Below are 12,257 nucleotides of genomic sequence, written 5' to 3'. Positions count from 1 at the left end.
AGACGAGGAGCAGGACCATGGATATCCGGGGTATCGGCTATCTGGGCTTTGAAAGCCCCAACATCGAGGCCTGGCGCAGCTACGGACCCGAAGTCCTGGGTCTGGCCATCGCGCCCTCGCCGGAGGACGAGCCGGACGCGCTCTATCTGAAGATGGACGATCGGCGCTATCGTTTCGCTTTCCAGCCCGGGCCGATCGACAAGCTGGCCTATATCGGCTGGGAATGCGTCAACCGGATCGCGTTCGAAAAGGCCGTCAAAAAGCTCCACGACGCGGGCATCGCCGTGGAGCAGGGCGGCGACGACCTCAAGGTTCGCCGCGGGGTGCGCGATGTGGTCCGATTCAAGGATCCCGTGGGCTATCAGTACGAGCTGTTCTACGGCCAGAAGGGCGAGCCTGGCTCGTTTGTGCCGGGCCGTCGCCATGGCGGCTTCAACACCTACGGCCGGGGCTTTGGCCATGTCGTGGTGATGACCCCGGAATATGGCCCGGAGCTGGACGACTTCCTGATCAATATCATGGGCTTCCAATGGTATGGATCGGGCGCGGGCAAGGGCCGGACCGGGTTCTATCGCGCCGGGCTCAACAACCTGACCAGCCACGACATCGGCTATGGCCACGCCCCCGGTCGGATGGGCATCCAGCACATCGGCCTGTTGACCGGCGATCTTCGTGATGTCGGCGAGACCTGGGACATCGTCAACAAGCGCCAGATCCAAGTGCAGATGACCCTGGGGCAACACACCCAGGACCCGCATTTCTCCTTCTACCACTTCAGCCCTTCGGGCTTCGCCGTCGAAGTGATCGCCGAAACCCATCCCTGGCCCGGCGATCCCTTCGAACTGAACGCCGAGCGCCTGAGCTACTGGGGGCACCAGCTGGTCGGGCCCATCCTCGGCACGACCATCCGCACGCCCGAGGAGCTGCGCTGATGGGGCTGCTCGACGGCAAGGTCGCCTTGGTCACGGGCGGCGGCGGCGGCATCGGCCGCGGCATCGCCCGCCGTTTCATCCGGGAAGGCGCGACCGTCCTGGTCGCCGAATTCAACGAGGACTATTGCGCGACCATCAAGGCGGAGCTGACCGAGGAGCTGGGCGGGCGGGCCGAAGTGCTTAAGGCCGATGTGCGCGTTAAGGACCAGATCCAGGGCGCGGTGCAGAAGGCGGTCGATCTGTTCGGCGGCCTCGACATCCTCGTCAACAACGCCTTCACCCTCAGCCCCAAGGTCCTGCTCGAGCAGAAGACCGACGAGATGCTGGACAGCACCCTGCATTCGGGGCTCTGGGCGGGGTGGTGGGCCATGCAAGCCGCGCGGCCCCACATGGCCGCCCGCGGCGGCGGCTCGATCATCAACTTCTATTCGATCGACGTGGAGACAGCCGCCTGGCTGAACGCCGACTACAACATCACCAAATCGGCGCTCCGCGGCCTCACGCGCAGCGCCGCCCACGAGTGGGGGCGGTTCAACATCCGGGTCAACCTGCTGTCGCCGGCGGCGATGGGCACGGTCTTTCACCGCATGGCCGAAGCCATGCCGGGCTTCGCCGAGATGGCGGCCTCGCGCAAGCCTCTGCTGCGCAACGGCGACCCTGAAGAGGATATCGCGCCCGTCGCGGTGTTCCTGGCCTCGGAGATGTCGCGCTTCGTGACCGGCGAACTGATCAACGTCGATGGCGGTCTGCACATGCCAGGCTACCAGTCGCGTCCGCCGAACGTCGCGGAGATGGAACAACAAGGCGGCTAGAGCCGTCCAAGGGGAGACACAGATGGGTTTACTGGACGGCAAGGTGGCGCTGGTCACCGGCGCGGCCGGCTCTATCGGCTCGGAGACGGCGCTGGCGCTGGCCGAAAAGGGCGCGCGGGTCGTGCTGACCGACCTTCGGGCTCCGGAGCTTTCAGCGGTCACCGATCGCTTGCAGGCGCAAGGTCACGAGGTGGCCTGCAAGGTCGGGGACATCACCGACGAGGACGACATCCGGGCGGTGGTCGAGTTCGCCGTCGCGACCTTCGGCGGCGTCGACATCCTCGACAACAACGCCGGCGCGACGGGCTTTTCATCCCGCGACCTGGACATCCCTGAGATGCCCGTCGAGCTTTGGGATCAGGTCCAGTCGATCAACGCCCGCGCGCCGATGCTGTTTTGCAAGCACGCCATCCCGTCGATGCTGGCGCGGGGCGGTGGATCGATTGTCAACATCTCGTCGGGCCAGTCCCTTTCGGGCGACGTCAGCAATTTCGCCTATGCGGCGGGCAAGGCCGCAGTGAACGCCCTGACCCGTCACCTGGCGACCGCATATAGCCCCAAGGGCGTGCGGGTCAACGCCATCGCCGCAGGTCTGATCATCCAGCCGGGCATGGAGCAACGGCTGCCCGCGCACATCCAGAACATCTTCCTGAGCCATTGCCTGGTGCCGCGCCTGGGGACCCCGCGCGACATCGCCAACATGGTGGTGTTCCTGGCGTCCGACCTCAGCTCCTACGTCACCGGCCAGATCCTCTCCGTCGACGGCGGGTTCACCGCGCACCTGCCCAGCGTGGCCGACATGCGGCCCACTATCGAAGGCATGAGAAAGGCGCCCGGCCAATGGAGTTGAAGGGAAAAACCGTCGTCCTGACCGGGGCCTCCGCCGGCATTGGCGCGGCGACGGCGCTCGATCTGAGCAACGCCGGGTGCAATCTGGTGCTGACGAGCCGCCGGCTGGAGAAGCTCGAGGCGCTGGCCGCGACCTTGCCGGGCCCCAGCGCCTTGCTGGCGGCGGATATCGCCGAGCCCGATGTTCCAGAGCAACTTCTGGCGTTGGCCAAGGCGCGATTTGGGCGCGCCGACGTGGTGATCAACAATGCCGGTGTCATGGCCGTCGGCACGATGGACACCATCGATCTCGACGCCGTCAGCTACATGATCCGGGTTAACTTCGAGGCCGTGGTGCGCTCGTCCTACGTGTTCGCCCGAGAGTTTCGCGGTCAGTCGTCTGGCGCGATCATCAACGTGTCGAGCATCAGCGCCTACCTGATCTCCCGGGCGGGCGGCGTCTATGGGGGGCTCAAGCATGCGCTCGAGGCCTTCACCCAATCGCTGCGGATCGAACTGGCCGGCGCCGGCGTCAAGGTCGGATCGATCGCGCCGGGTTCGACCTCAAGCGAGATGTTCGACAGGATGATGGCGGCGGCGAAGATCGAAGATCCGGTCGCGCTCGATCCCGAAGATATCGCTCGGGCCATCCGGTTCATGCTTGAGCAGCCCGACCACGCGACCATCGCGCGCCTGGCGATCTATCCGCAAAGCGAAGCCCACTAAGCCGGGCCTCTCCAAGGCCGCGATGCGTCATCCCCGCGGCGGTGCGGGGATGACGACCCGGCGCGGTGCGGCCCTAGGCGGCGGAGGCCGCTTCGAGAGTGGCCTGACGCTCCAGCCCCATTTCCTGCATTTCGCGCTTGAGGGTGGGATAGTAGGCGATCGCGCCCTGTAGGCCGCCCGAGACATCGATCGAGGCCGCGCTCAGGAAGGTCGCAAGGTCGCTGGCCAGGAACAGGCAGACATTGGCCACCTCCTCGGGACGGCCGAACCGACCGAGGGGCACGACCTTGACCACCATTTCGAGGAACTCCTCGCGCGAGATGGACGGGGGCATCTCCTTGTAGTGGCGATCCCACTGGCCCGTATCGATCCAACCCATGTTCAGGCTGTTGACCAGGATGTTGTCCTTGGCCAGCTGCTGGCCCAAGAGCTTGGCCAGGGCGATCCCCGCGGCGCGGTTGGTCACCGAGGGAATGCCGTCCGGCGTCGGCAGGGCCCCGGCCAGGGCGTTGATGTTGATGATCCGCCCCCACTGTTGCGCGCGCATGTGAGGCACGACCGCCTGGACGAACCGGAAATGGGCGATCTGGATGTTGTTGGCGTGGTCGAGGATATCCTCGGGCTCCAAGGTTTCGAGGCTGCCGCCCTTGCCCTGGCCGGCGTTGTTGACCAGCACGTCGACGCCGCCCCAGGTTTCGGCGACCTGATTGACGAAGGCGCGAACGGCGGCGGTATTGCGCACATCGAGCGCGACCGCGATGACCTCCGCGGCGCCAAGCACGCGCATGTCTTCAGCGACGGCCGACAGCGTGTCGGGGTTGCGCGAGCAGATCGCCAGCCGCACGCCTTCGCGGGCGAAGGCCGCGGCCGTGGCCCGCCCGATTCCTCGGCTCGCGCCGGTCACAATCACCCGTTTGGCGCTCAGATCGATATGCATGTCCGATGTTTCCTCGAAGCTTCTGACGAGCTGTCCGATGTCGATATTTTCTAGTCAAAGCTCCGATTTTTGTCTCGTTTATTTTCCGAAAGCGAGCCGTACGCGGTTTGCGCGCCGAGGCGACGCAAGTTAGGCTGAAGATTGTATATCGGAGCACCCCAAGCATGACCTCCAGCGCCCGGACGGCTCGTCCGGACATCCTGGCCAGGCGCTCGGCCAGACGCGCGGAAGCTTCCGCTTCCAACGTCGACGTTCGTCCGCGCCGACCCGACCCGAGGGCGGCCAAGACCATCGAGAACATCATCAACGCCGCGCAGAACGTGATGATGAACCATGGCACCCCTCGGATCACCGCGCAGGAGGTTTGCGACGAAGCCCGCGTCTCGCGCGGGACGCTCTATCGGTATTTCCCGTCGATGGAAGCGGTCCTGGAAGCGGTGCTGCTGCGGCTCAGGACCGAGACCGATGACGAGTTGAGCCACGCGATGGAGGGATGCGAAACGCCGGCCGAACGGTTCGGGGCCTTTCTGCGCTACAGCGTCTCCAACAATGAGACCCGCAGAGGGTCTCAGTTCCTGCACGTCGAGCCGGCGTTCGTGCTGCAGTACTTCGAGTCGAACTTCGACCATTTCATCGCGCGCGTATTGTCGGCGCTGGAAACGGTGTTCGACGCCTGGGAGAAAGATATCGGTGTCTCGGTCGATCGCAGCGCCATCGCCGAAATGATGGTGCGTCTGGCGCTCAGCGAGACCGTGGTCTCCCCTCGCGAGGGCCAACCCTTGGCGCTAAGGCTGCAGCAGACGGTCGACAAGATCCTGAACGCGCGCAAAGCGAGATGAGCGGGCGTCAGCCGGCGCGGGGCGCAATCTGATTTCGCAGGACGCCCACGCCCTCGAGCGAGACCTCGACCAGGTCGCCGGGATTCAGATAGCGGCCGGACGCCTGGGCCACGCCCTCGGGGGTGCCGGTGAACAGCAGGTCGCCGACGCCGAAGCTGACACGCTGATGCACGAACCGGATCAGCTCGGGAACGTCCCACGTCATGTCGGCGGTGGTGCCGTCTTGCCGGACTTCGCCATTGACCGTCGTCGACAGGCGCAAGGCCGGGCTGCCCGGCGCAAATTCATCACGGGTGACGATCCACGGGCCGACCGGCGTGGCCTTGTCCTGGCTCTTGGCGGCATAGAGGTCCATGCCGATGCCCGGCGGGCCGCTGCGCTGCAGATCTCGCGCGCTGACATCATTGCCCGCCGTGTAGCCGAGCACGCAGGCGAGAGGATCGTCCAGGTCGATCGCCGCGTCGCCGATCACCACAACGAGCTCGCACTCATAGTCCAGTTGCTCGGTCAGCGGCGGATAGCGGATCGGATCGGCGGCGCCGATCAAGGCGCCATACGCCTTGAGAAAGGCGATGGGCTGGGTTGGCGCAGCGACGCCGAATTCGACCAGGTGCTTGCTGTAGTTGGCGCCGGCGATGACGACCTTGCTGGTGTTCTCGCACGGCGCCAGCAGGCGTAGCGACGACAGGGCGCGTACCGGGGCCTTGAAGGTGAGGGCGTCCTGGCCGCCGCCCCGCGTCACATCGGGTCCCCAGTCCGACACGCCGCCGGCGATCGGCTGAGCCGTGTCGGCGTCGGGATCGACGAGCGCCCAGAACGCGTCGCCGCCATCCGTGCATCGAGCAAGTTTCATCGGCTTTCCTCGACGTTGGCTAGGCTGAGGCAGCGGCGGGCGCGAGCGTCCCTCCAAGAGTGTCGCGCAAATCGGCGACAATGGCCCGCGCGCGATCGCGGTCCTTGGCGGCGAACCGAGCCAGCAGGGGCGCATTGTCGAACACGCGCTCATCCCCAGGCTTGCGACCCAGCAGCATGAAATGGGTATGGGCGTTGCTGTCGCCCAGATAGATGACGGAGGTCCTTTCGAACGCCCCGGTCGCGACCAGTCTGGCGGAAAGGGCGTTGATTAACGGGCCAAGCTCGGCCGCGGCTCCATCTGACAGGAAGCCCACGCCGCGATCATGATCGCGGGTGAAGGCCATCAGCATTCCGGGGACATCCTGCATGGCCACGACGGCCCAATGCGGGCCGGCAAGCACGACGTCTTCGGTCGCCGCGGCATGCAGCATTCCACAGATCTTGCAGTCGGTCGGATGGGTCATGGGGTCCTGGACCTCGCGCCAAGCCGGCGACGGCTCGGAACGGCAAGCGGCGGCTCTTCAAGGAGCCGCCGCGCCGGAGACTGGAATTAGGCGGCGATCGATTTGGTCGCGCGACCCATCTTGTCCAGGTCGATATTCAGCAGGTCGACCGCATTCTTCCAGCGGATCTTTTCGAGATCTTCCGGAGAAATCCGCAGGCCGTCGGTAAGGTCGCCACGGATCGCGTCGCTGCCGCCGAAATTGGTGCCATAGACCAGCCGGTCCGCGCCGATGACCTCGACCAGGGCCTGACGCATCGGCAGTTCATGCAGTTCCGGATCGAACCAGAAGTTCGGCAGGTACTCCTCGAGGTCCTTCTTGTTGTGGACCACGTCCAGGTTCTTGATGGTCTGGGCCAGGCGGCCAAGCTGGTAGGGCACGAAGCCGCCCGCGTGGGTGATATAGACCTTCAGCTTAGGGAAGCGATCGAGGACGCCGCCGCAGATCAGGTACCAGAAGCACTTGGTCTCGTCATAGTTCATGCCGACGATGGCCGTCGTCTCGTACTTGTCAGTGTTGGCTTTGGACCCCCAGGTCACAGACTGATTGTAGCCGTGTACGAACATCGGCAGATCGAGGTCGCAGAGGGTCTCCCAGATCGGGTCCATGCGCGGATCGTCGAACTCGAGGCCGCCGAAGTTCGAACCGCCGGCGCTGAGGCCCTTGGCCCCCAGCTCGGTGCAGGCGCGACGGATTTCCTTGGCCGCGTTGACCGGGTCTTGCAGGGCGGCCGTGGCCCACATCATCAACCGGCCGTCCGAACGGCTGCAGTATTCGGCCAGGGTATCATTGACCGTGGTCGAGAACCGGTTGGCGAACTCCGGCTCGGCCCAGTACATGTAGCAGTGCGACGGCACCGAGAGGACTTGGGCGTCCTGACCCAGAGCGTCCATGCCGGCCAGGCGGTGCTTGGGATCGTTCCACTTCGACATGAACTCGGCCACTTCCATCGTCTCGCCCCGCTTGACCGCGGCGCGACGCTCTGGCGAGCCCAGAGTCAGCACCCATTCGCCGACCCGCAGGCGGATATGGCCGTCGTCGTGCTTTTCGAAGAAGGGGCCCCAGTGCGGATCTTGGTTGTAGTAGCCCGGCAGCGGGGCGTGAGCGTGAAGATCGATCAGCATCTGATTTCCTCCTGCGTCGAGGCCCCCTGGCGGAGCTCTTCGAGCCATGTGCGTTCCCTGGCGCGACTATCGCATTTTTTGAACGGTTTGGTCGATAGTGTTCAGCGTATTCTCTAGCGCGAATGTAATTCGGCTGTCAAAACAAACCTTGACAGCGCCGAGGCCAGATCGCCTATCGTTCGACGCGTCGCGGCGTTTGAGCGCGCGAGGCGAAAGAGGCGACGTCGACTCTGCGACGGAGCGCCCGGGGCCCCAAAGGGCGTTTATTGGCGGAGGATACGGACAATGCACGGACAGGCGAGCGCGACGGCGACCGAGACGTCCTATCCTCCGATCCGCTATGCCTGGTACGTGATCGGCGTCCTGTTCGTGGCGACGTTGCTTTCGCAACTGGACCGGCAGCTGCCCGCGCTGCTGGTGCGCCCCATCCGCGCCGAGTTTGGCATTTCCGACACCGCCTTCAGCTTCCTTCAGGGATACGCCTTCGCCCTCTTCTACACCTTTGCCGGGCTGCCGTTCGGCTGGCTGATCGACCGCACGATCCGGCGAAATCTGATCATCGTCGGCATGGTTCTGTGGAGCGTGATGACGGTTCTGTCGGGTTTTGCGCAGAGCTACGACGCGCTGGTGTTGACCCGGATGGGCGTGGGGATCGGCGAGGCCGTGCTAGCGCCGGCCGCCTATTCGATAATCGCCGACTACGTCTCGCCCGAACGGAGGGGGCGCGCGTTCAGCGTCTACTATCTGTCCTTGGCCATTGGTTCGGGCGCATCCTTGATCTTGGGCGCGCTGATCGCACGGATCATCCCCGATGCGGGTCTCAACCTGCCGGGCGTTGGGCTGATGTCGCCCTGGCGGTTGACCTTTCTGGTCGCTGGCGCGCCGGGTCTGGCGCTGGCCCTGCTCTTGCTGACCATCCGCGAGCCCGTGCGCCGGGACGCGGTGAGCGTGCTTCTGTCGAAGACGAGCGCCGGCTGGGGAGACTTCTTCAGCTATCTCAAACGCCATGCCGCCGCTTTTTCGCGCGTGCTGACCTATCCGGGCGTGGTCGCCGTGATCGGCTATGGGACCCTGGCCTGGGCGCCGACCCTCTTTGATCGCCGCTTTGGTATTCCGACCAAGACCTCGGGCTTGATCATCGGGGTGCTGGTCGCGGCCGGCGGCCTTGTCGGGACCCTGATCAGCGGCTGGCTCAGCGATCGTTGGGCCGCCAAGCGCGTGCCCGCCGCGCGGCTTCGCGTGGCGATGCTGGCCTGGCTGCTGGTCTTGCCAACGGTGAGCCTATGGTCCCTCGTCGGCGCGCCGTGGCTCAGCTTCGCCTTGCTGACGGTGGTCGTCACCGGCTTCGCGATGGCCCAAGCCGCCGCGCCGACGGCCGTGCAGGCGATTACGCCGAACCGTATGCGAGGCAAGGCGGTGGCGATCTATCTGCTCATCGGCGGCTTGGTGGGCATCGGCTTTGGACCGATGTCGGTCGCCCTGGTCACGGATCATGTCTTTAAGGACGATGCGGGGCTGCCCTATGCGCTCGCCGTCGTCGGCGGCCCCATCGCGCTTCTCGGCCTATGGCTGACCTGGTCGGGGCTGAAACCCTACCAGCGCACCTTGGAGGCCTTGGAGGCCTTGGAGGCGGCGGCGGAAGCCGATACGGCGCGGTCCTGACGGCCAGCGCCGCGGATCAAGGGGCCACGCGATCGGCGGCTGGCTTGTGCTGGGGGATCAGATAGTCGAGCTGCAGTTGAGCGAAGGGCAGAGGCGCGGTCATCCCGCCATCGCACTTGTACAGTCCGCCGTTCATGAAGGCGGCTTCATCCGAAGCCAGATAGGCGGCAAGGTTGGCGATGTCCTCAGGGCGACCCAGACGCGGTGCTTTCTGCAGCTTCATGAATGCCGAATGCATCTCGGGACTGGCCCACGCCTTCATAGCCGGGGTCTCGATCACCCCGGGGATCACCGCGTTGCACCGCACGCCCTGCTTGCCGTAGTTGGTGGCGATGGTTTTGACGTACCAGTTCACCATCGCCTTTGACGCGCCATAGGAAAACTGCGCGACATCCCCGCCCAGGGCGCTGGTCGAGGAGGTGAACAGGATGCAGCCGCCGCCGCGCTCGAGCATGTGCGGCAGGGCGTACTTGGAGGCCAAAACCCCGCCCAGCACGTTGACCTGAACGATCTCCTGGAAGACCGCTGGATCGAACTCCAGGAAGTCCACGTCTCGTTTGCGCTTGCCCGCCGCCGTATTGACCGCGTTGTTGAACAGGATGTCGAGGTGGCCGAACTCGGCGATGGCCCGCTCGACCATGCCTTTCAAGGCCTGGTCATCGGCGACGTCGACCGCGAAGCCCACGGCCCGTCCGCCGGCGCTTCGAATTTCCTCGGCGACGGCCTGGGCGGTGTCGCCCAGGATGTCCGTGACAGCCACGGCGGCGCCTTCGGCGGCGAACTTCAGCGCCGAGGCGCGACCGATCCCCGAGCCGGCCCCGGTGATGACAGCGGTCTTGCCGGTCAAACGTGTCATGGATCTCTGCCGTTCTCATAGGGTGGTTGCTTCCGCACGTGTCCACGCGCCGCCATCGCGCACATCCCGCCATCCCTGACCGGACGCTGGCGGACCGCGATCCCTTCCAGCGCATGGGCGGTCTCGTTCGAGGCCTGTTTGTGGCGGCGCGCCGCAGCGAACGAACGCCTCGCGGCATGGAAGATTTATCCCTACTATAAGTCAAGTGACTTAATGAGGCAGGTTCCGGCGTCTGATCGTCGAGCGCCGGCTTCTATTTTCGCTGGCAGTCGGGCAAGGATCGAGCATGCCGAGACGTTTTCAGGAGTACCCCAGGACCGCCCAAAAGCTGATGCTGGTCGCCGAGCGCCTGTATGGTCAGCACGGTCTTGACGGGGTCTCGCTACGGCAGCTGGCGACGGCCGCGGGGCAGGCCAACAACTACGTGGTTCAGCATTACTTCGGCTCCAAGCTGGGCCTGATCCAGGCCGTGTCCGAGATGCGATTGCCGGCCATGGAAGCCCATCGCCAGACCCTGCTCGAGGTCGCGCGGGCCGAGGGCGATTTCAGCGTGCCGCGGCTGCTCAGCTGTCTGTTCTCGCCGCTCGTGACGATGTTGGAAGTACAGGCCATGAGGGACTATGCGCGCTTCACGCTCGCCGTCATGCAGCTGGAACCGGAGGAGCATCCGTTCGAACGCTCGGCCGACATTTCGCCGGCCTCCACCGAAATCCGCAGCAAATTGAGCGAAAGCCTGTCGCATCTGGGGGCGGACGTGTTTCGTCGCCGGCTCGCATTGAGCGCTAGCATATTCCTAAACGGCATTTCGGAGCTGGGCGGAAAGCTGAAGTTGTCGCCTGGCGGCTATGTCAGCCACCAACAGTACCACAGCGACATCTTCGAGGCCGCCCTCGCGGTCCTGACGTGTCCCTTCTCGGCCGAGCCGCGCGCCGATTTCCGCGGTCCCCCGGCCCAGCCAGCCTTGGTCGACGACATGGCCGGCGCAAGCCGCCGGCCCGGCCGTCCGGCGGCGCCGACGGGCTGATTTCGTGACATCGACGAAGGCTCGCGGGGCGCGCCGTCCGGGGGTCCCCCGGGGATCTGGCCAGCGATGTCGACGCCCTTGCGCCGTATCGCCGGACCGACACCCGGGATCAGTCGGCCCGCACCGCCTGGCCCATATCGAGCTTGAGCAACCGCATGGCGTTGCCACTGCGGATCTTCTCGCGATCGGTTTCGGAAAGGTCGATCCCGGCGGTGAGGTCGCCATGGTCGTAGGCCCCGCCGAAGTTGGTGCCATAGAGCAGCTGGTCTGGACCGATCACCTCCACCACGGCCCGCCGCAGGGCCGGGTGGTGGACATCGAGATCGAAGTAGAAGTTCTTCATATAGTCCATGAGCGGACGCTGGTTACGCGCATCGGGGGCCATTGCCCCGTTCAATTCAGACAGCCGGCCCAGCTGGAACACCGCCATGCCGCCAGCGTGGGTGATGTAGGTCTTCAGAGTCGGGAAGGCGTCCAGGGCTCCACCACAGATAAGGTACCAGAAGAACAGGGTCTCATCGACGCAGTCGCCCACGATGGACGTCGTTTCGAACCGATCCTCGTGATGGCGCTCGCCCAGATAGATCGACTGGTTGAACCCGTGCACCATGATGGGAACATCGAGTTCAGCCAGCTTGGCCCAGACGGGAAACAGGCGCTCGTCGTAGGTTTGAAGCCCGTCGAAATTAGTGCCGCCGACACAAAGGCCCTTGGCGCCCAGAACGCGCACGGCGCGGTCGATCTCCTCGACCGCCGCATCCGGATCGGCCAAGTTGGCGTGGGACCAGAAGTCGAACTTGTCGGGCATCACCTGGCAGAAGGCCGAGAGTTCGTCGTTGCAGATCCTGGCGTATTCGGTGCCGAACGCGCCGGCCCAGTACATGAAGGCGTGCGAAGGCGTGGACAGAACCAGCTTGTCGACGCCGCGCTGCTCCATGACCGCCAGTCTCGCCGAATGGGTCATGCGGGCCAGCAGGTTCGCTTCGGCCTCTGCGTCGTCCTTGGCCTCGGCGGGCTGCTTGGTGCCCAGGGAGAAGTGCCCGACCGTCAGGCCCTGGGGCTTCATGAAGGGGCCCCAGAACGGGTGTCGCTTCATCATGCCTGGCGTGAAGAGGTGGGCGTGCACGTCGATCAGCATGGTTTCCTCGTCGATCTGTTA

Annotated in this window: 13 protein-coding genes; 7 read left to right on the top strand and 6 right to left on the bottom strand. The window is 65.1% G+C overall.

Annotated elements, in window-relative coordinates; translation table 11 throughout:
- Window positions 1-17: 17 nt before the first annotated feature.
- From AC1RNC_RS21540 to AC1RNC_RS21525, 4 genes are read left to right on the top strand one after another with little or no spacing between them, the layout of a single operon-like run.
- Window positions 18-932 carry a VOC family protein gene (locus AC1RNC_RS21540; RefSeq protein ID WP_492888286.1) on the top strand — a complete coding sequence of 305 codons (915 nt, stop codon included), beginning with the start codon at window positions 18-20 and terminating at the stop codon, window positions 930-932.
- Window positions 932-1,744 carry an SDR family NAD(P)-dependent oxidoreductase gene (locus AC1RNC_RS21535; protein ID WP_492838786.1) on the top strand — a complete coding sequence of 271 codons (813 nt, stop codon included), beginning with the start codon at window positions 932-934 and terminating at the stop codon, window positions 1,742-1,744. The genes AC1RNC_RS21540 and AC1RNC_RS21535 overlap by 1 nt, the downstream gene beginning before the upstream one ends.
- Before the next feature lie 22 nt (window positions 1,745-1,766).
- On the top strand, window positions 1,767-2,594 hold the full coding sequence (locus tag AC1RNC_RS21530; RefSeq protein WP_062097830.1) for an SDR family NAD(P)-dependent oxidoreductase: 828 nt from the start codon (window positions 1,767-1,769) through the stop codon (window positions 2,592-2,594).
- Window positions 2,585-3,298 (top strand): SDR family oxidoreductase, encoded by a 714-nt coding sequence (locus tag AC1RNC_RS21525; RefSeq protein WP_099582463.1) that lies wholly within the window; start codon window positions 2,585-2,587, stop codon window positions 3,296-3,298. The genes AC1RNC_RS21530 and AC1RNC_RS21525 overlap by 10 nt, the downstream gene beginning before the upstream one ends.
- 73 nt (window positions 3,299-3,371) lie before the next feature.
- Here AC1RNC_RS21525 and AC1RNC_RS21520 read toward each other — a convergent pair whose 3' ends face one another.
- Complete coding sequence (locus AC1RNC_RS21520; RefSeq protein WP_099582464.1) at window positions 3,372-4,235, bottom strand: SDR family oxidoreductase; 864 nt, start codon at window positions 4,233-4,235, stop codon at window positions 3,372-3,374.
- A 164-nt stretch (window positions 4,236-4,399) separates the two neighbouring features.
- On the opposite strand from AC1RNC_RS21520, the gene AC1RNC_RS21515 reads away from it, so the two are divergent.
- Window positions 4,400-5,074: a TetR/AcrR family transcriptional regulator gene (locus AC1RNC_RS21515; RefSeq protein WP_492838790.1), complete on the top strand. Its 675-nt coding sequence runs from the start codon at window positions 4,400-4,402 to the stop codon at window positions 5,072-5,074.
- 7 nt (window positions 5,075-5,081) lie between these two features.
- Here the strand turns inward: AC1RNC_RS21515 and AC1RNC_RS21510 are convergent, their stop codons facing one another.
- The 3 genes from AC1RNC_RS21510 to AC1RNC_RS21500 form a co-directional block, all read right to left on the bottom strand.
- A complete protein-coding gene (locus AC1RNC_RS21510) occupies window positions 5,082-5,927 on the bottom strand; it encodes a fumarylacetoacetate hydrolase family protein (protein WP_492888285.1) in 846 nt (281 codons plus the stop codon).
- A 19-nt stretch (window positions 5,928-5,946) separates the two neighbouring features.
- Window positions 5,947-6,393, bottom strand: a complete 447-nt coding sequence (locus tag AC1RNC_RS21505; protein WP_492888284.1) for a hypothetical protein — start codon at window positions 6,391-6,393, stop codon at window positions 5,947-5,949.
- A gap of 86 nt (window positions 6,394-6,479) precedes the next feature.
- A complete protein-coding gene (locus tag AC1RNC_RS21500; protein WP_099582468.1) occupies window positions 6,480-7,556 on the bottom strand; it encodes an amidohydrolase family protein in 1,077 nt (358 codons plus the stop codon).
- A gap of 285 nt (window positions 7,557-7,841) precedes the next feature.
- Between AC1RNC_RS21500 and AC1RNC_RS21495 the strand changes: the two genes are divergently transcribed.
- Complete coding sequence (locus AC1RNC_RS21495; RefSeq protein WP_492888283.1) at window positions 7,842-9,218, top strand: MFS transporter; 1,377 nt, start codon at window positions 7,842-7,844, stop codon at window positions 9,216-9,218.
- A gap of 16 nt (window positions 9,219-9,234) precedes the next feature.
- Here AC1RNC_RS21495 and AC1RNC_RS21490 read toward each other — a convergent pair whose 3' ends face one another.
- Entirely contained in the window at window positions 9,235-10,074 is an 840-nt protein-coding gene (locus AC1RNC_RS21490; protein ID WP_492888282.1) for an SDR family NAD(P)-dependent oxidoreductase, read from the bottom strand.
- A 331-nt stretch (window positions 10,075-10,405) separates the two neighbouring features.
- On the opposite strand from AC1RNC_RS21490, the gene AC1RNC_RS21485 reads away from it, so the two are divergent.
- Window positions 10,406-11,098: a helix-turn-helix domain-containing protein gene (locus AC1RNC_RS21485; protein WP_492838795.1), complete on the top strand. Its 693-nt coding sequence runs from the start codon at window positions 10,406-10,408 to the stop codon at window positions 11,096-11,098.
- A gap of 109 nt (window positions 11,099-11,207) precedes the next feature.
- Here the strand turns inward: AC1RNC_RS21485 and AC1RNC_RS21480 are convergent, their stop codons facing one another.
- Window positions 11,208-12,236 carry an amidohydrolase family protein gene (locus AC1RNC_RS21480; protein WP_492888281.1) on the bottom strand — a complete coding sequence of 343 codons (1,029 nt, stop codon included), beginning with the start codon at window positions 12,234-12,236 and terminating at the stop codon, window positions 11,208-11,210.
- Window positions 12,237-12,257 lie beyond the last annotated feature (21 nt).

This window comes from Caulobacter sp. GW822-FHT01G02, from assembly GCF_058802865.1.
Note: the sequence above shows the minus strand (reverse complement) of the source record. Positions and strands in the feature narration are given on the sequence as shown.

Excerpts from the sequence above, each read along its gene's own strand:
- AC1RNC_RS21505 (WP_492888284.1), bottom strand. The coding sequence starts at position 6,393 with ATGACCCATCCGACCGACTGCAAGATCTGTGGAATGCTGCATGCCGCG.
- AC1RNC_RS21485 (WP_492838795.1), top strand. The coding sequence starts at position 10,406 with ATGCTGGTCGCCGAGCGCCTGTATGGTCAGCACGGTCTTGACGGGGTC.
- AC1RNC_RS21520 (WP_099582464.1), bottom strand. The coding sequence starts at position 4,235 with ATGCATATCGATCTGAGCGCCAAACGGGTGATTGTGACCGGCGCGAGC.
- AC1RNC_RS21525 (WP_099582463.1), top strand. The coding sequence starts at position 2,585 with ATGGAGTTGAAGGGAAAAACCGTCGTCCTGACCGGGGCCTCCGCCGGC.
- AC1RNC_RS21540 (WP_492888286.1), top strand. The coding sequence starts at position 18 with ATGGATATCCGGGGTATCGGCTATCTGGGCTTTGAAAGCCCCAACATC.
- AC1RNC_RS21490 (WP_492888282.1), bottom strand. The coding sequence starts at position 10,074 with ATGACACGTTTGACCGGCAAGACCGCTGTCATCACCGGGGCCGGCTCG.
- AC1RNC_RS21480 (WP_492888281.1), bottom strand. The coding sequence starts at position 12,236 with ATGCTGATCGACGTGCACGCCCACCTCTTCACGCCAGGCATGATGAAG.
- AC1RNC_RS21530 (WP_062097830.1), top strand. The coding sequence starts at position 1,767 with ATGGGTTTACTGGACGGCAAGGTGGCGCTGGTCACCGGCGCGGCCGGC.
- AC1RNC_RS21510 (WP_492888285.1), bottom strand. The coding sequence starts at position 5,927 with ATGAAACTTGCTCGATGCACGGATGGCGGCGACGCGTTCTGGGCGCTC.
- AC1RNC_RS21495 (WP_492888283.1), top strand. The coding sequence starts at position 7,842 with ATGCACGGACAGGCGAGCGCGACGGCGACCGAGACGTCCTATCCTCCG.
- AC1RNC_RS21515 (WP_492838790.1), top strand. The coding sequence starts at position 4,400 with ATGACCTCCAGCGCCCGGACGGCTCGTCCGGACATCCTGGCCAGGCGC.
- AC1RNC_RS21500 (WP_099582468.1), bottom strand. The coding sequence starts at position 7,556 with ATGCTGATCGATCTTCACGCTCACGCCCCGCTGCCGGGCTACTACAAC.
- AC1RNC_RS21535 (WP_492838786.1), top strand. The coding sequence starts at position 932 with ATGGGGCTGCTCGACGGCAAGGTCGCCTTGGTCACGGGCGGCGGCGGC.